This is a genomic window from Sediminibacillus albus (assembly GCF_900101125.1).
Classification (GTDB): Bacteria; Bacillota; Bacilli; order Bacillales; family Amphibacillaceae; genus Sediminibacillus; species Sediminibacillus albus.
Map to the genome: position 1 here is coordinate 68,597 of NZ_FNFL01000004.1, position 17,137 is coordinate 85,733.

Below are 17,137 nucleotides of genomic sequence, written 5' to 3' on the forward strand. Positions count from 1 at the left end.
CGTACTGTTTTCAGCAGTACACAAATACTTATGATTTACTTGAGCACGCGGTGCACTAGAGCTTATCAACTAAATGAAGAAACGCCTACTGTTACATCGCCATATATTCTATTTCGTCATCAATTGAATGCTTGAAGATGGCCTTTTAAAACTTCATAAGCAGTCATCGTTCGTTTTTTGCAAGTGGATGTATGTTATGTCCCACCCTCTTTGGTTTTATTATTCAGTCCGATTGTCTTAACAATGCAATCACCTTTTTGGCGACTGCTTCTACTGAGGCTGGATTTTGGCCGGTGACTAGTCTGCCGTCCTTTTGTACAAATGATCTAAATGGTATCCGAGATTGCTCATACATCGCCCCTCGGTCTTTTAGTTTATCCTCCAAGGAAAATGGAAGATATTTATATAGCATAATTGCTGTTTCTTCTCGATTGGAATAACCTGTTACCGATTTGCCTTCTACCAGATAGCTTCCATTAGAAAGCTTTAGGTTGCATAACGCACTGGGACCATGGCAGACAGCTGAAACAATACCGCCCTTTTCGTAAATGGTGCGGGTTATCTCCTGTAATTCCGCATTACTAGGAAAGTCCCACATTGTGCCATGACCGCCGGCGAAATATACAGCCTCATAATGATCTGCTTCTACTTGATCAGGTGCGAAAGGGTTTCTCAGCCAATCCATAAATGTATCATCATTATAATAGTTTCGTAAATTTTTACTAAGCAGCAATTCTGACAAACTGCGGGGATCAATAGGTACTTCCTTGCCAGATGGACTGACTACATCTACTGAGAAACGGTCTTTCACCTTATGGTAAAATTTCGTAAACTCACTAAGCCACAGCCCCGTTTCCCGGGTCGGATCTCCTAAAGTTTTATGGCTGGTTACCACCATTAGTATTTTTTTCATTTGTTCTCCCTCCTGTTTTGCACATATCAACATTATTCCACGTGTTTGTCCTTCCTAATCAACAAGTCGAATCCATTGCGATAACTGAAATTTTACGTTGAAATGAGATAAGGAAGCCTCCTATTAGGCATAGAAACACTTGATTTATTAAGAGAATCCTTTATAATGATAATGATTCTCATTTATATAAGGAATAAAGAAAAATATAAATTAAACGCTTTTTAGGGAAAGTTAGTATTATATCCTTACTCCAGATAATGACTCCCTTTATTTATAGGAGTAATCAACTTATTTCTCTAATTAAGTAAAGGGTTGGATTCGATGGCAGACAGAAAAGAAAGAATACGAGCAGCAGAGACAACGAGCAGGCGTGGGTCCCGACCAATCCTTGCTGCCATTATTATGTTTGCAGGGGCATTTATGCTCATACTGGTCATGATTGCTTCCATTGCTCTTGGAGCTTCAGATATCGAATGGAAAACTGTATGGGCTGCCATTTTTGATTTTAATCCTGAGTTGACTTCCCATCAGATTATAAGGGAAGTTCGTTTGCCAAGAGCTGTCACAGGTGCTCTTGTCGGTGCATTTCTAGCTGTATCAGGTGCGATACTTCAAGGTATTACCAGAAACCCTTTAGCAGCTCCATCAATCATGGGAATAACGGACGGTGCAGCATTCGCACTGGCAATTATTTTTTCTTTCTTTCCGGGAATGGCCTACTCTGGATTAATGTTTTGGTCATTTATGGGTGCAGGCTTAGGAACTGTACTCGTATTTGGCATAGGATCGTTATCAAAGAGCGGACTGACGCCTGTTAAACTAGCGCTGGCAGGTATCGCTGTCGGTGCTTTGCTGCGTTCCCTTTCTTCCGGAATTTCCATATATAACGATGTTGCTCAAAACATGAGTTTTTGGTATGCCGGCGGCCTTGCTGGGGCTAAGTGGATTAGTGTTCAGCTATTAGTACCGATTGGGGCGGTTGGTATGGCAATCGCTTTGCTGATTGCTGGTTCAATTACTGTGTTGAATCTGGGAGAAGAAGTAGCCAGAGGACTTGGCCAGCGGACCTTTTGGACGAAATGCGCAGGAGTGTTAGCAGTTATGATGCTAACTGGTGCGGCAGTGTCTGTAGCGGGAGCTGTTGGATTTCTTGGTCTAGTAGTACCGCATATTACCCGGTTTTTGGTCGGTGTCAATTACCGCTGGATCATACCTTGTGCAGCAATCATTGGCGCTTTGTTATTAGTGCTTGCAGATATTGGGGCGCGCATGGTCAATCCGCCTTTTGAAACCCCAGTCGGAGCCCTTACGGCAGCAATTGGAGTTCCCTTTTTCCTTTATTTGGCGCGAAGTAAAGGAGGGGAAAGCAAATGACAAATAACTTCATGAAGAACCATCCGTTTTTATTTATGGGTACACTTTTTCTCTTCCTGGTACTTGCAATTCTGGTTTGTCTCAATACTGGAGCAGCCACCATTACACCTGGACAAGTTTTCCAAACATTCATAGGAAACGGCGGAGAAAAGAATGCATTGATTTTGTTCGAGTTTAGGCTGCCAAGAATAGTGATCGCTATATTGGTTGGAGCAGGTTTGGCAGTTTCAGGAGCAATTCTTCAGTCAATTACTAAAAATGATATTGCAGAACCAGGGATTGTCGGAATCAATGCTGGAGCAGGCTTGGCAGTAGTTCTGTTTATATTTTTTTTCCAAGGGTCCATTGCAGAGCTTGGGGGAATATCGACGTATTTTTTGCCTGCGGCAGCTTTAGCAGGGGCTCTATCCGCTGCTATCCTGATTTATATTTTTGCCTGGAAGCAGGGAATAGCGCCTGTTAGGCTGATATTGGTAGGAATTGGCGTAAATTCAGGATTTAACGCGATACTGATTATCATTCAATTGAAAATGGATCCGCAGGACTTCTCGCAGGCGATTACCTGGTTATCTGGCAGCATCTGGGGAAGTGATTGGAGTTATGTACTGGCGATATTACCTTGGATATTTGTGTTGATTCCGCTGGCATTTCTAAAAGCATCCTCTCTAGACATCATACATATGGGGGATGAAGTTGCAGCAGGGCTCGGTATTCATGTGGAAAAAGAACGGGCAATCATGCTGCTGGTTGCTGTTGCGCTTGCCGGAGCATGTGTCTCTGTTGCCGGCAACATTGCTTTTCTCGGATTAGTGGCCCCGCATCTTGTTCGAAGAATAATAGGCCCTAAACACCAGTATCTGCTGCCAGCCTCTGCTTTGATGGGAGCTTTACTGCTGCTGATAGCCGATACAGTAGGGAAAAACCTGCTGGCACCTTCAGAAATCCCAGTTGGTATTGTAGTTTCAGCTTTGGGAGCTCCATATTTTATTTACTTACTTTTAAAAACAAATTAAAGGAGGACGATCATGAAGACGTCACTAATCTATTCATTATTGAGTTTATTGATAGCCATTGCTTTAGTCGGTTGTGGAGGCAATGGGGAAGATTCTGCAGAAAATGGGAATACAAGCGAGGAAAAGGGTGAAGAGACAACAGATACAAGGACAGCGGCGCATGATGCAGGAGAAACAGAAGTGCCTGTCAATCCGGAAAAGGTTGTCACCTCTTATTATGTAGGACACTTGCTTTCATTAGATGAAAAGCCAATCGGGGCGATTCCTACAGAATTGGATAACCCGTTTATTCAGGACCAAGTCAGTGACATTGAAGATATCGGAAATCCTGTTTCGGTCGAAAAGGTTATTGAATTAGATCCAGACCTTATTATTGCTGCAGATCAGGAATCGTATGAGCAACTGCAGAAGGTGGCGCCAACTGTATTGATTGAATATGGCAAACACCATGTAAAAGAAGAAATGGAAATGCTTGGCGGCATTTTAGGGAAAGAACAGGAAGCAGAGGACTGGATTGCTCAATTTGAGGAGAAAGGAGAAAAAGCCAAAGAGAAGCTGGAAGGCGTTATTGGCGAAGATGAAACAGTTTCTATTGTTGAAATCTGGGCAAACCATATATATGTATATGGGAACAAGTGGGGGAGAGGCGGATACAATTTATATAATGTGTTAGACTTGAATCCGCCAGAGATGGTTCAAGAAGAATTAATTGATGACCAGCCTTATCTGGAGATTTCTCTGGAATCGCTGCCGGATGTCGCAGGAGATCATATCTTCTTATCCGTGTACGGAGATGATGGAGGCGACAAACGGGCTGAAGAAATCAAAAACAGCAATGTATGGCAGTCACTTGATGCAGTCAAAAATGACCAAGTGTACGAAATTAATTTAGATGAATTTTTTTATTTTGATCCGATTGCTTTAGAGGAACAATTGGAGATTCAATTAGATTTGATGCTAAACAGCAGGAAATAACAGCAAGGTTGTTTGATATAAGAAGGGGTTTTTTACATGGCAAACGAGAATGAATTATATGATGTAATCATTATCGGCGGGGGTCCGACAGGTTTGTTTGCAGCCTTTTACAGTGGCATGCGGGACATGAAAACCAAGGTGATTGAGTCGAACAGCCGGCTGGGTGGTAAAGTGGCGCAGTTTTATCCGGAAAAATACCTATACGATATCGGCGGAATTCCGAAAATATCTGGGGAAGAGCTGGTCGGACAGATGATAAAGCAGGCCTCCAAACACGACCCTGCTATTGTTTACGGCCAATATGTCGAAAATATTGTCAAGCAAGAGGATGGTACCTTTACTTTAACAACCAATACAGAAGAGAAGCATTATGCTAAGACAGTAATTATTGCTACCGGGTTCGGCATCTATGAAGCGGAGCGTCTTTCTTCTGCCAATGCCTCCATTTATGAAGACAGCCAAATCAACTATACAATAAATAATATGGAAAAATTTTCTGGCAAGACTGTGATGGTAGTATCGCCGAATCGTGTCGGGGTAGATTGGGCATTAGCTTTGGAGTCTGTTGCTCAAAGAGTTATTGTAGTAAACGGCAATGGAGCATTTCAGCATATGGGCGATGGTGATGAGGAACGGTTAAATGAATCCTCCGTAGAGGTTAAAATGTTTTCTCAAGTTGCAGAATTGATCGGCAGCGGCCAACAGCTTGAAGCAGCAAAAATAGTTGACCAAAGCACCGGGGAGGAAGAAGTAATTTCTGTTGACCAGTTGCTGGTGTATCAAGGAATTAGCTTCAAACCTGCTCCATTCCAACATTGGGACTTACGTACCGAAAAAAATAAAATAACCGTTGATGCTGGCATGTCAGCCAATATAGAAGGAATTTTTGCAGCAGGAGATGCCGTTCATTATTCGAATAAGTCGATGTTAATTGCTTCTGGTTATACGGAGGCAAGTACAGCCGTCAACAGCGCCAAATCATACATCAACCCCAAGGCGAGCGCCCAAGTTTACAGCACAGTAGTATATAAAAATGAATAATAACTAGTTTTCTCACATTAAAGAGGTTGGGACATAACATACATCCAATTTCAAAAAGAGGAAGTTTTAAAAGGCCATCTTCAACCATTCGATTGATGACGAAATGGAATATATATGGCAATGTACAATAAGTAATCTCTTAATTGGATCGGATAAATTTAGTACGGCGCTACGGAAATACACTACGCTTTCCGCGGGCGGCTGGTGAGCCTCCTCGAGCTAGCGCTCTGCGGGGTCTCACCGAGGCCTTTTCCTCCCGCAGGAGTCTCCGTGGATTTCCTCCGCTGAAAGTCTGTGTACTGTTTTCAACCACAGCCCATCATCTCACGGCTTAAGCCTCCTTTATTTTCAAGGAGGCTTAAGCCATGCCCGCGGGTTATCTTAAACATCGGAACAGCAAAAATCGAACGAGTTCGAATGTTGAGGCTTTCGAATCATCGTTCGATTTTTGCTTTGGGCACTAACCTTTTGTCCCAATCTCTTTTCGTTTATTTGATAACCTTATCTAGGGTCATCTGGTCGTTTTCCCTGTTTCAGTTCATAAATGCTTAAACCGAAGTCCATTTGCAGATGGGGGAAATCTTTAAATCTAGTCCAGTCGCCACCCCAATCAAATCCTAAGTCTTTGGCAATATCCACTACCTCCATCCAATCAGACTTTCCATTCTCATTGCCGTCATAGGAGGTATCCCATATAACGTTGCCATCCTGATTTTGCAGCGCAAAGTCGATAGCAAGCCCATAGTTGTGGTAAGACTCACCGCCCTTCGCATAGGTGACGATATTCCCTTCTGCAGATCGTCCCTGTTCATACAATTCATTTTGTCTTTCAATTGTCCTTATTCCTTCTGTAATAACCACGTCTATTCCCTGCTTTTCTGCCTGATCCACTAATTTATTCTTTTTCCGTTCTACGATAGGGTGTAATTCCTCAGGCATTTCTGCATTTCTTTCTATGTTCCCCTCGTTCTGGTTTATGTTTGAACCTTCTTTTTCCAGATAAAGGACGACGAACAGGATACAGGCCGAGAGAATAATGAACCAAATAAATATATTAACCTTCACACATCTTATTCCCTTCGTGTCTCTGAATTCTTGTCGAAAGATATAAATCAAAAATCATAGATATACAAATTGAGATTACCATAATTTAATGACAGTCCACAATAAAACAAGCTAGATAATGTGTAACAGTGAGTAATAGATTGACCAGGCTAATTTGGTTTCCAACCATGTTTAATTGGGTATTTAGTTCTATATCAACCTATTAATAAGGAGCGATTGTATGTATCCGGATTTATCTGGCAAGACGGCGATTGTAACTGGATCTTCCAAAGGAATCGGGCAAGGAATTGCTATTCGGTTCGGAAAAGAAAATATGAATGTGATTGTAGATTATCACAGTGATCCCGAGGGAGCAGAAAAAACAGTCAACATGATAAAAGAACTAGGCGGTGATGCTTTAGCTGTCGAAGCAGATATTTCAAGAGAAGAAGGTATGCGGCAGTTAATTGATGCAGCGATACAGAGGTATGGAACGATCGATGTAATGGTCAATAATGCGGGATTCAGCAGTGGCTGTCCTTCTCATGAACTAAGTTTGAATGACTGGCGCAGAGTGCTGGAAGTTAACCTTACAGGTGCCTTCCTGGGTTCGAGAGAAGCCATTAAGTATATGCTGGACCATGATGTGCGGGGTAGTGTCATTAATATTTCAAGTGTCCATCAGCAAATACCGAAAGTACACAATGTGCATTATTCAACCACAAAGGGCGGTTTAAAGATGATGACCGAGACGCTTGCATTAGAGTATGCAGGCAGGGGAATTCGAATCAATGCCATTGCTCCTGGAACAATCGAAACTCCAGCAAACCCAGCAGAGGAGAAGGAAGGACGAGAGAAAGACGCTACCCTCGGAAAAATCCCAATGAACAAAATTGGGAAACCTGACCAAATTGCTGCTGCTGCTGCATGGTTAGTCTCAAATGAAGCAGAATATGTAACAGGAACGACGCTTTTCGTCGATGGTGGGATGACGCTGTATCCTTCACAGCTTGCGTAATAAGCGAGGAAATAAATTCCGGATGACATAAAGGCGTTTGCCTGACAGTCATCCAAGGGAATAATGTAATTAAGCAGGTTTGAAGAGAGGGTGAACAACGTGTTAAGAACAATACTAATGATTATTGGAGCAATTGTGGTAATTAGTTTTATTATTTCCTTACTATAATAAAGTTTAACTGTAAAAAAACCCCTTGTGGCAGAGGATTTTCCATGTCACAGGGGAGTTTTTGTGTGTAAGCGATGGTTGCACACTTTCGTGTCGCTGATACACTTCGATCTCTCTCTTATTTTGCCGAAGTACCATCGCAGCAGTCACTAAAGAAACGTCCTGTTTTCCCTGATATTTAATCAAGTCCCGATATATAGTGTAATCTGGCCTGGAATAAACACGCGCTCTATTATTATTTTTTCTGAACGCATGCCCTTCTTCTTAGATACATAAAGACTACAATGAAGGCGGACTATCAAGCATAATGGTGCCAAGAATTAAATAAGCAAATACATTAGCAGGAGGATATGAGTCTTACTGTGGTAGAAGATATACCGTAATGCATGCTCGGCTATACCCTCGCAAACTCCAAATATTACCGCATCTGTTGATGATTTTCTTATTTTTTTCTTCAATTTAACCCCTCCCCAATAAGGTTAACACGAAATTCCATGGCTTTTCATTTTCATATTTTCTAAATGATAAAAAACCATCCAGAGTAATGAAACGGATGGCTTTTTATCAATTAAAAGTAAAGATATTTAGTCACACCGTTAGCATGATAAGCGAGACTATAAGATTGTTTGCTGTAATAACGAGTGTGAGAAGGCAGAGACTCTCGATATGATTTAGTTGTAATCCTCAAAACTAAATTATCACGACCGTGAATTTGGCCCATATCAGCTACAGCGTGACTTACATTCATGGATAATTGACGGTCGAGCATCGAATCCCTCACTCTCTTTAAATTAGGCTCTGTTGATTCCGCGATGGTCAATCGGTGGTGACGCCTGCGGGAACAGCACGAGCCGAAGATCCACTTGGCCAAGTGATCTTCTTGACCAAGTTAGCTGAGGCATGCCCGCGGCAAGCATCCACCGCTAACCGATTCGTGGAATCAACAGCAAACTTTGACAGCCCCTTTAGATTAAAAAGGAATTTTTACGTCGCCTCCAAAATTTAAATGTTTTTTATGTTTTCATTAACTTGATTGTAATTAAACATTACGAGAAAAATTGATTTTGGTGGAACGACCACCGTTCACTAAGATAGGTTACTCTAATTCAGGTTGCTTATAAACTCATATTATCTCTGGAGATTTGGCAGGAATGGCTTGCCAGATCCAGACTACTTCCAACGGGACTAGCTTGTTTGGCAGAAACACAAAACATTATTAATTAATTTTTCAGAATAGAATAAATAGATTGAACTCTTTTGTAAAAGCTATTATAGTTGTTAGAAAGAAAGAGGGAGGATTACATAATGGACAAAGATTTGCGGATTAAAAGTAAAGTATTCAGTGACGATCCTAAACGTGCGCCAAACCGGGCGATGCTGCGTGCTGTGGGCGTAACGGATGAGGACTTTAAAAAGCCGATGATTGGTGTTGCCAGTACATGGAGTGAAGTAACGCCTTGCAATATTCACCTTCATGATTTAGCTGTCAAGGCCAAGGAGGGGGCCAGGGAAGCTGGCGGTGTTCCCTTGGTCTTTAATACGATCACTGTATCTGATGGCATTTCTATGGGTACACAAGGGATGCGTTATTCACTTCCGAGCAGAGACGTTATCGCTGATTCGATTGAAACCGTGGTTGGGGCAGAAAACCTGGATGCTTATGTGGCTATCGGCGGCTGTGATAAAAACATTCCCGGCTGTATGATTGCGATTGCCCGCTCAGAGGTACCGGCAGTGTTTGTGTACGGTGGTACGATCTCCCCCGGGTACCATAACGGACAAAAGCTGGATATTGTTTCTGTATTTGAAGGTGTTGGCCAGCATAATAACGGAGATATCAATGATGAACAGCTGCACGGGATTGAGTGCCATGCCTGTCCGGGTGCAGGTTCCTGCGGAGGGATGTATACGGCTAATACGATGGCAACAGCTGTGGAAGCATTGGGCATGAGTCTTCCGGGAAGCTCTTCCAACCCGGCCGAGTCCAAACATAAGCTGCAGGATTGTACAGCTGCTGGGAAAGCAGCCTACCGCCTGTTAGAACAAGGGATTTATCCAAAAGACATAATGACAAAAGAAGCTTTTGAAAATGCGATAACTGTTGTGATGGCTTTGGGAGGTTCGACCAATGCAGTGCTCCATCTGCTCGCCATCGCTCATGCAATCGATGTTGATGTAACCATCGATGACTTTAATAGGATACAGAAAAAAGTGCCTCATATTGCTGATTTGAGGCCAAGCGGCAAATATGTCATGGAGGATTTGCACCGGGTCGGCGGTGTGCCGGCAGTGATGAAGCTGCTATTTGAAGCAGGTTATCTACATGGCGATTGCATCACCATCACCGGAGAAACAGTCGCCGAAAATGCAGCAAAAGCTCCGTCACTCGCGGAGGGGCAGGAGATTATCCTTTCGTTTGAAAAGCCATACAGGGAAAATGGCCCCTTGGTTATCTTAAAAGGAAATCTGGCTCCAAGCGGCGCCGTTGCAAAAGTTTCAGGTGTGAAAGTAAAACGCCATACTGGCCCAGCTCGAGTATTCAATACGGAAGAGGAAGCGACAGAGGCTGTCATAAATAATGAAATAAATGAAGGCGATGTGCTGGTGATTCGCTATGAAGGCCCCAAGGGCGGACCTGGTATGCCGGAAATGCTGTCAATATCAGCCATTTTAGTCGGTAAGGGGTTAGGAGAAAAAGTTGCTTTACTGACCGATGGCCGTTTTTCCGGCGGCACTCACGGTTTGGTGGTGGGCCATATCGCACCAGAAGCACAAGTTGGCGGTCCGATAGCATTTTTGAAAGAGGGCGATACTGTTACGATAGATTCGGATAAGCAGGAAATCATCATGGAAGTGTCCGAAGCGGAAATAGAGCAGCGACGTAAAGAATGGACAGCTCCGCCGCTCTACAGGAAAGGAGTATTGGGCAAGTATGCCCACAATGTATCCTGTTCTTCCAAAGGAGCTGTTACAGACCATTTTGAATAACCCAAAAACGCTGGCATGTTAAATAGCCAGCGTTATTTTTTTAATAAATAATATGAATCGGAAAAAAAGCAGGAATAACAGGCGAAAAAATAGAATTCCCTTACGGATGAATGAAAAGGTTTTTGGAGAAGGTTTACCGGCATATAGTTAGTGTATAGCTTTTCCGGAAAAGTGATTGCAGGTAATATTCAATCATGCCTGGAATCGATTATAAATCATTGAGTTATACAATGGCACCTGCCTGTAACCAATAACCAGTAAAGGATGAGAATTGTGAGTGATAAGAATCAGATACGACAAACAACGATGGCAATCGAAGCGAAAGGACTTGTCAAAGTATTCGGGAAACACCGTGCCGTCGATGGAGTTGATTTATCTATCCCCCAAGGCACTGTCTATGGTTTTTTAGGGCCAAACGGGGCTGGAAAAACAACGACCATTCGGATGCTCGCTACATTGCTTCAGCCAGACGCTGGAGAGGCCCTAATATTTGGTCATGATTTAAACTCCGAAACGGAAGAAATCAAAAGCCGGATTAGTTTGACGGGGCAATATGCATCCATTGATGAAGACTTAACTGGTATAGAAAATCTCGTCCTGATTGCCAGACTGATGGGCTACCCGCGAAGACAGGCAAAAAACAGGGCGTATGAATTACTAAGCGCCTTTAACCTGGAAGACGCGTCAAAACGACAGGTGAAAAATTATTCAGGTGGTATGCGCCGCCGGATTGATATTGCTGCCAGCATCGTGGTAACTCCTGACCTCCTATTTCTTGATGAACCGACAACAGGATTGGACCCGCGCAGCCGCAATCAAGTGTGGGATATTATACGGACCCTGGTAAGTGCTGGTACAACGGTTTTACTTACGACACAGTATTTAGAAGAAGCAGATCAACTTGCTGACCGGATTGCCGTCATTAACCAGGGTAAGATCATTGCGGAGGGTACCAGCAGCGAGTTAAAATCCTCCGTCGGCACTGGTACGCTGAATGTCACGCTTGTGGACCCTCAAGAACGCGAAAAAGCCATTGATGTTCTGGCCAGTAAGCTGGCCGTTAGTATTCACCCTGCTTCCGATCCTGCTTCACTTACTGCGCAAGTTGCTGATCCCTCTCTTGGGGCGGAGGCTCTTGGGGAATTAGCAAAAGAGAATATAGATGTAAGTACTTTCTCTCTCGGCCAGCCTAGTCTCGATGAAGTGTTTCTGACACTGACAGGACAGCCGATGGATGAAAAAGAAGAGGAAGAGGTGAAACCATGACACAATCAGCAGAGATGCGCAAGCAAGGCAGGAATGATCAGCTGCTTGATGCGGTCGCATCAAGTAAGCGACCTAGCCCGCCTAATGCGTTCAATTCATCAGTTACTTTTGCTTCGCGCGCCTTGCTGCGCATTAAGCATATTCCAGAGCAGTTATTCGATGTGACCGTCTTTCCTATTATTTTCTTGCTCATGTTTACTTATTTATTTGGTGGAGCAATTGCTGGCTCGACGAGTGATTATTTACAGTTTTTACTTCCGGGAATACTCGTCATGACCGTCGCTCAAATCACCATGTACACGGGAATAGACTTAAACAATGATATTAGAAAAGGTATATTTGACCGTTTCCGCACCTTGCCGATATGGCTGCCCTCTGCACTGATCGGCTCATTGCTTGTCGACGCTGTCCGATACACCATGGCCTCATCCATCATGATTATCCTCGGGCTTATTCTCGGGTTTCGTCCGGACGGGGGTTTTATCGGTATTTTGGGATCGGTAGCTTTGCTGCTGATTTTCTGCTTTAGTTTATCTTGGGTCTGGACGACGCTCGGATTGATTATGCGTTCGGAGAAATCATTGATGATGGTGAGCATGACAGTCCTGTTTCCCCTCACGTTCGTCAGTAATGTTTTTGTTGATCCAGAGACCTTACCGTCATGGCTTCAGGGTTTCGTTGATATTAACCCTATCTCTCTGCTGGTAGCGGCAGTTAGAGGCTTGATGCATGGAGGAGTTACAGGTGCACAGGTTGGCTGGGTACTGTTAGCCTCGCTTATTTTTATTGTTATATTTGCACCTATGACGATGTATTTATACCGCAACAAAAAATAGAGGATATGTGTATTGCTGGTGCTAAGCCGGCATTGCTGATGTATTTCTTGGACATTGGCGGACCTAACATGCATATTACAGGGTGGTATCTTAATGACTAGTAAACAAGCGCAATTCCTTGATTTGGAATTGCGCTTCGCTTTAATGGGCTAAAATTCGTGCAGATGGTGAAAAAGGAGCAGAAGGTGGGAAGCACAATGATAGGTAATTCAAAGGAATACCATTATGCTAATTTGTGTCATATTATAAGACCTGCAATAGAAGAAGATGCGAAAAGCTTGTCTGTTGTAAGGTTGCAAGCAGATGGCGAAACAGAAAACTTAGATAGAGAAAAAGGCGAGGCATATATAAGTGAATCAGGCTTTAAACAGATTATTAAAGATGATACAGTAAGTATGAACAATTTATTGTTAGTGGCAGAAGTTAACCAAACAATTGTAGGATTCTCTAGGTGTCAGGGAAACAAATTAAAAAGGAGTTCTCACAGAGTAGATTTTGGCCTCTGTGTATTAAAGGAATATTGGGGTTATAAAATAGGGAAAAACCTTTTAAGGGAATCTATAGATTGGGCAGACTCCAATGGTATTAAAAAGATTACATTAAAGGTTTTGGAAACAAATGAGAAAGCTATTATGCTTTATAAAAAACATGGGTTTGAAGAAGAAGGGGTCTTAAAAAGAGACAAAGTTTTATCTGATGGAAATTACTATCATACTATTTTGATGGCAAGATTCAATATTGTTGAGCATGCAAATACAAAAAAGTAGAAACTGCATAAATAGTTTCTACTTTTTTTATATCTAACAGGATACATACAGCATTACGTTTGAAAAACGCATGCACCTCTACTCCACGTCGCTTCTACTGTAAGGTCCTTTATATCTTTTGGATCCACTAGAGCAGGATGCTCCGAAAGCAGGACAAAATTAGCTTGATAGCCTGCCTCCAATTTTCCTTTGCTTTTTTCATTAAATTCCAATCGGGCAGGGACTTCGCTGTAAGCACGGTAGATACGATCTAAAGCTAATTTTTCTTGCGGAATCCAACCGCCGGCGGGGTTTCCTTGCGTATCTGTCCGGTTGATAGCGGCAAATATATTCATCAATGGAGCTAACGGGCCTATCGGAGAGTCAGAACTGCCTGTAAACGGAATAAGTAAGCTGTCCACCGTATGCCAGGGGTTACAGTATTTCTCGCGGTCCCTTCCGACCCATTTCCCTGTCTGGTCATATTCCTGCATTATGAATCCTGGCTGCGTCTCCAAAAATGGCTTTAACTTCTGCAATTTTTTTAACAGGTCAGGTGCCAGTACCTGGGCATGAATTATTCGATGGCGAAGCCTGCTGGTATCCGTTTTTTCAAGCGCGGTAATTGCCTGTTCCACTGCACGGTCGCCGATTGCATGCATGGTCACCTGCATCCCATTAATGTCTGCGGTTTCGACCATTTTGTTTAGTTCATCCTGTGTATAAATGAGATTGCCGCTTGTATCCTGTTTATCATGATATGGCTGACGCAATGCAGCAGTATGGAGCCGTTGGGTCCCATCTAAAAAGATTTTGAAAGCGCCTATTTTTACTTGGGCGGTGCCTTCTCCAGTCCGCAGTTTATTCTCTGATAAGAACCTTTTCATATCAGCAAGCTGGTAAACGTAATGGTGAAGCTGCACATCAATTTTTAAGCGATTGTCTTTTTCCAGGCTTGTATAAGCCTTCCATAGGCGGTGGTAATCACCTGCATAATTAAGGTCATCAGTATGAACGGAAGTAATTCCGTTCTTTATGAGATGGGGCATAGCATCATTTACTGCTTCGTATATCTCTTGTTCACTCTTTTGGCGAAAATGGAATTTAATAAAGTGAACGGCAGAATCCTTGAAACGGCCTGTCCATTCCCCATCTGGGCCTTTTTCGATAAATTGCCCGTGCCCTTTCATCAAGTCGTCTTCTTGCTGAAGTATGGATAAGGCTTTATGGTTAACTATACATTCATGACCGTCATCGTGCAGGATAAAAACTGATTTATTATATTCGAGTTCATCCAAATCATCTGCTGTCAGCAAGTGGTCCAAATCCGAGAGCTGGCTGTCGATTAACCCTCTTCCGATTACCCAGTCGTTCTCTTCCATTTCTTTTTCCAAAAAGTTGTTGTGAATGAGATTTTTCATTTGTTCCCAGGAGGTAACTTCCCTAAGATCGAGCTCTTTTTCCATGAGTCCGTAACGCAAAAGATGTAAATGAGAATCAACAAAAGAGGGAGCTGCAACTTTTTGCTTACCATCAATTATATGATTCCCTTTCTGTTTAGATAATCCTGGACGAATTGCTTTTATGGTTTCACCCTCTATTTCCATATGGTGTAAGCTGTTTCGGCCGTCATCCTTGTCAGGTCTATACAAGCGAATATTATTAATTATTTTCATAAAAACACTCCTAAATAAACTCTTTCAGATATATACCCATCATTCTTCTCGGCTAACAGTTTCCAGAAAGAAAAAGGCTGTGAAGGTCTGTTAAAATTACAGCTATTTCCGAGCTGTTTATGTTATAATTTAGCTTACTTATTTTCAAAAGATTTCGCATATAAACAGGGATTATTTGATTTTACAGAGAGTTTATAAGCTGTTTGACTTTTAATGGACAAAAAGATAGGGTAACGAAAACTATACTTGAAAAACGTGTAAATGATGCCCTTGCCCTTAAGTATTACAGCTTGGCATCATGGATAACAGAATTGGGGGAAAGCATCAATGAATGAAAAGGAAATGGAGATATTGGGGATTTTGGAGGAAAATGCAAGAGCTTCTATTTCAACGATCGCTGATATGGTGGAACTGGAGGAACAGGAAGTAAGCGATATAATTAAATTCTTAGAAGATAAGAATATTATTCTCAATTACCAGGCGGTAATCAATTGGGATCATACTCCCGTTAATAATGGAGTGACTGCTATGATTGATGTGAAAGTCGCTCCAAAGCGTGAAATTGGATTTGACGGCGTGGCAGAGCGGATATACCGTTTTCCGGAAGTAAAAGCCGTTTATCTTATGTCCGGAGCCTACGATCTGTCAGTACAAATTGAAGGGAAGACAATGAAAGAGGTAGCCTTCTTTGTATCCAAGAAGCTATCTACTCTGGATTCTGTCCTATCTACTACCACTCATTTCTTACTGAAAAAGTATAAACATGATGGAGTGATATTTGAACCAGAACAAAAAGATAAACGAGCTGTGGTATCACCATGAAGCAGCTTTCCAAAAAAGGTTATCTTTCCGAGACAGCCAGAAACATTAAACCTTCCGGCATCCGAAAATTTTTTGACCTCGCCAACGAAATGGATGATGTGATTTCACTTGGTGTAGGAGAGCCTGACTTTGTAACGAGTTGGAATGTTTGCGAGGCAGCATATGCAGCGATGGAAAGCGGGTACACGGCTTACTCAGCCAATGCAGGCTTACTAGAGTTAAGGCAGGCTATCTCTAAGTACTTAGATTCACAGTTCCATGTCAACTATCAAGCCGATAAAGAAATTATAGTTACAACCGGTGCAAGCCAGGCAATTGATATTGCATTCCGGGCGTTGATAGACCCTGGAGATGAAGTGTTAATTGCTGAGCCGGGATTTGTTGCCTATGCACCAATTGTTCAGCTGGCAGGAGGTGTTCCTGTTCCGATAGAAACTACTGCGGAGAATGAATTCAAACTGACGGCTGACCAATTAGAAAAACGTATTAACGAAAAAACAAAAATTGTTTTACTTTGTTTTCCTAACAATCCAACTGGAGCGACTCTGGAACAAGAGGAACTCAAACAGCTCGCAAGGGTGATCTGCCGGCATGATTTGTTAGTGCTGTCTGATGAGATATATGCAGAGTTGAGTTATGACCGGCCTCATTATAGTATTGCCAGGCTGCCAGAGATGAGGGAAAGAACAATAATTATTTCCGGATTTTCCAAGGCATTTGCCATGACGGGCTGGCGTCTTGGTTATTTAGCTGGGCCTGAACAATTTTTGCAGGCGATGTTGAAAATTCACCAATATACGATGATGTGTGCTCCGACAATCGCACAGCATGGGGCGCTGGAGGCTTTGGTAAATGGCCGGGAGGATGTAGAAAGAATGGTGGCCAGTTATCGTCAGCGGAGAAACTATTTTGTTAAGGCCAGTAACCAAATTGGCCTTCCATGCCATCGTCCAGGAGGAGCCTTCTATGCCTTTCCATCTATTCGCAAAACCGGTTTGTCTTCTGAACAATTTGCAGAACAGTTATTAAAAGAAGAGAAGGTAGCCGTTGTCCCAGGTGCGGTGTTTGGCGAAGGCGGTGAAGGGCATATCCGCTGTTCTTATGCAGCTTCCATGGAAAATTTGCAAATAGCAATTGAGCGTATCGGAAGGTTTGTCCAAAAAAGAATATTATAGTTAAAAGGCCTTTACAGCAAGTCTTACGTAAAGGCTTTTTTGTATTTGGCGCAAAAAAGAGTTTGAGTAAACAAAACATTTA

15 protein-coding genes are annotated in these 17,137 nt (G+C 42.6%); 11 read left to right on the top strand and 4 right to left on the bottom strand.

What is annotated here, in order from left to right:
* Nucleotides 1-223 precede the first annotated feature (223 nt).
* Nucleotides 224-913, bottom strand: a complete 690-nt coding sequence (locus BLR93_RS12010; RefSeq protein ID WP_093214860.1) for a type 1 glutamine amidotransferase domain-containing protein — start codon at nt 911-913, stop codon at nt 224-226.
* A 321-nt stretch (nt 914-1,234) separates the two neighbouring features.
* Between BLR93_RS12010 and BLR93_RS12015 the strand changes: the two genes are divergently transcribed.
* From BLR93_RS12015 to BLR93_RS12030, 4 genes are read left to right on the top strand one after another with little or no spacing between them, the layout of a single operon-like run.
* On the top strand, nt 1,235-2,287 hold the full coding sequence (locus tag BLR93_RS12015; RefSeq protein WP_093214862.1) for a FecCD family ABC transporter permease: 1,053 nt from the start codon (nt 1,235-1,237) through the stop codon (nt 2,285-2,287).
* Nucleotides 2,284-3,300, top strand: coding sequence for a FecCD family ABC transporter permease (locus BLR93_RS12020; protein ID WP_245690136.1), 1,017 nt, complete (start codon nt 2,284-2,286; stop codon nt 3,298-3,300). Before BLR93_RS12015 ends, BLR93_RS12020 begins: the two co-directional genes overlap by 4 nt.
* Nucleotides 3,301-3,312: 12 nt before the next feature.
* Nucleotides 3,313-4,275, top strand: a complete 963-nt coding sequence (locus BLR93_RS12025; RefSeq protein ID WP_093214864.1) for an ABC transporter substrate-binding protein — start codon at nt 3,313-3,315, stop codon at nt 4,273-4,275.
* 36 nt (nt 4,276-4,311) lie between these two features.
* Nucleotides 4,312-5,316, top strand: a complete 1,005-nt coding sequence (locus BLR93_RS12030) for an NAD(P)/FAD-dependent oxidoreductase (RefSeq protein ID WP_093214866.1) — start codon at nt 4,312-4,314, stop codon at nt 5,314-5,316.
* 501 nt (nt 5,317-5,817) lie between these two features.
* Here the strand turns inward: BLR93_RS12030 and BLR93_RS12035 are convergent.
* Entirely contained in the window at nt 5,818-6,294 is a 477-nt protein-coding gene (locus tag BLR93_RS12035; protein ID WP_281241712.1) for a M15 family metallopeptidase, read from the bottom strand.
* Nucleotides 6,295-6,601: 307 nt separating this feature from the next.
* Between BLR93_RS12035 and BLR93_RS12040 the strand changes: the two genes are divergently transcribed.
* Nucleotides 6,602-7,378, top strand: a complete 777-nt coding sequence (locus BLR93_RS12040) for a glucose 1-dehydrogenase (protein ID WP_093214871.1) — start codon at nt 6,602-6,604, stop codon at nt 7,376-7,378.
* A gap of 488 nt (nt 7,379-7,866) precedes the next feature.
* Here the strand turns inward: BLR93_RS12040 and BLR93_RS18530 are convergent, their stop codons facing one another.
* Complete coding sequence (locus BLR93_RS18530) at nt 7,867-8,004, bottom strand: PspC domain-containing protein (RefSeq protein ID WP_245690137.1); 138 nt, start codon at nt 8,002-8,004, stop codon at nt 7,867-7,869.
* 847 nt (nt 8,005-8,851) lie between these two features.
* Between BLR93_RS18530 and ilvD the strand changes: the two genes are divergently transcribed.
* From ilvD to BLR93_RS12060, 4 genes are all read left to right on the top strand, one after another.
* On the top strand, nt 8,852-10,534 hold the full coding sequence (ilvD, locus tag BLR93_RS12045) for a dihydroxy-acid dehydratase (RefSeq protein ID WP_093214875.1): 1,683 nt from the start codon (nt 8,852-8,854) through the stop codon (nt 10,532-10,534).
* A gap of 264 nt (nt 10,535-10,798) precedes the next feature.
* Entirely contained in the window at nt 10,799-11,800 is a 1,002-nt protein-coding gene (locus tag BLR93_RS12050) for an ATP-binding cassette domain-containing protein (RefSeq protein WP_175559341.1), read from the top strand.
* Nucleotides 11,797-12,636 carry an ABC transporter permease gene (locus BLR93_RS12055; RefSeq protein WP_093214877.1) on the top strand — a complete coding sequence of 280 codons (840 nt, stop codon included), beginning with the start codon at nt 11,797-11,799 and terminating at the stop codon, nt 12,634-12,636. The genes BLR93_RS12050 and BLR93_RS12055 overlap by 4 nt, the downstream gene beginning before the upstream one ends.
* Nucleotides 12,637-12,833: 197 nt before the next feature.
* Nucleotides 12,834-13,403, top strand: a complete 570-nt coding sequence (locus BLR93_RS12060) for a GNAT family N-acetyltransferase (RefSeq protein WP_093214880.1) — start codon at nt 12,834-12,836, stop codon at nt 13,401-13,403.
* A 53-nt stretch (nt 13,404-13,456) separates the two neighbouring features.
* Here the strand turns inward: BLR93_RS12060 and BLR93_RS12065 are convergent, their stop codons facing one another.
* Nucleotides 13,457-15,058, bottom strand: coding sequence for an amidohydrolase (locus BLR93_RS12065; protein ID WP_093214883.1), 1,602 nt, complete (start codon nt 15,056-15,058; stop codon nt 13,457-13,459).
* Between the two features lie 327 nt (nt 15,059-15,385).
* Here BLR93_RS12065 and BLR93_RS12070 point away from each other — a divergent pair, with 327 nt between their 5' ends.
* Together BLR93_RS12070 and BLR93_RS12075 are read left to right on the top strand one after the other, a co-directional pair.
* Entirely contained in the window at nt 15,386-15,880 is a 495-nt protein-coding gene (locus BLR93_RS12070) for an Lrp/AsnC family transcriptional regulator (RefSeq protein WP_093214887.1), read from the top strand.
* A complete protein-coding gene (locus BLR93_RS12075; RefSeq protein WP_093214890.1) occupies nt 15,877-17,055 on the top strand; it encodes an aminotransferase in 1,179 nt (392 codons plus the stop codon). The genes BLR93_RS12070 and BLR93_RS12075 overlap by 4 nt, the downstream gene beginning before the upstream one ends.
* Nucleotides 17,056-17,137 lie beyond the last annotated feature (82 nt).

Excerpts from the sequence above, each read along its gene's own strand:
- BLR93_RS12040 (WP_093214871.1), top strand. The coding sequence starts at position 6,602 with ATGTATCCGGATTTATCTGGCAAGACGGCGATTGTAACTGGATCTTCC.
- ilvD (WP_093214875.1), top strand. The coding sequence starts at position 8,852 with ATGGACAAAGATTTGCGGATTAAAAGTAAAGTATTCAGTGACGATCCT.
- BLR93_RS12025 (WP_093214864.1), top strand. The coding sequence starts at position 3,313 with ATGAAGACGTCACTAATCTATTCATTATTGAGTTTATTGATAGCCATT.
- BLR93_RS12050 (WP_175559341.1), top strand. The coding sequence starts at position 10,799 with ATGAGAATTGTGAGTGATAAGAATCAGATACGACAAACAACGATGGCA.
- BLR93_RS12060 (WP_093214880.1), top strand. The coding sequence starts at position 12,834 with ATGATAGGTAATTCAAAGGAATACCATTATGCTAATTTGTGTCATATT.
- BLR93_RS12015 (WP_093214862.1), top strand. The coding sequence starts at position 1,235 with ATGGCAGACAGAAAAGAAAGAATACGAGCAGCAGAGACAACGAGCAGG.
- BLR93_RS12020 (WP_245690136.1), top strand. The coding sequence starts at position 2,284 with ATGACAAATAACTTCATGAAGAACCATCCGTTTTTATTTATGGGTACA.
- BLR93_RS12055 (WP_093214877.1), top strand. The coding sequence starts at position 11,797 with ATGACACAATCAGCAGAGATGCGCAAGCAAGGCAGGAATGATCAGCTG.
- BLR93_RS12030 (WP_093214866.1), top strand. The coding sequence starts at position 4,312 with ATGGCAAACGAGAATGAATTATATGATGTAATCATTATCGGCGGGGGT.
- BLR93_RS12065 (WP_093214883.1), bottom strand. The coding sequence starts at position 15,058 with ATGAAAATAATTAATAATATTCGCTTGTATAGACCTGACAAGGATGAC.
- BLR93_RS12075 (WP_093214890.1), top strand. The coding sequence starts at position 15,877 with ATGAAGCAGCTTTCCAAAAAAGGTTATCTTTCCGAGACAGCCAGAAAC.
- BLR93_RS12010 (WP_093214860.1), bottom strand. The coding sequence starts at position 913 with ATGAAAAAAATACTAATGGTGGTAACCAGCCATAAAACTTTAGGAGAT.
- BLR93_RS12070 (WP_093214887.1), top strand. The coding sequence starts at position 15,386 with ATGAATGAAAAGGAAATGGAGATATTGGGGATTTTGGAGGAAAATGCA.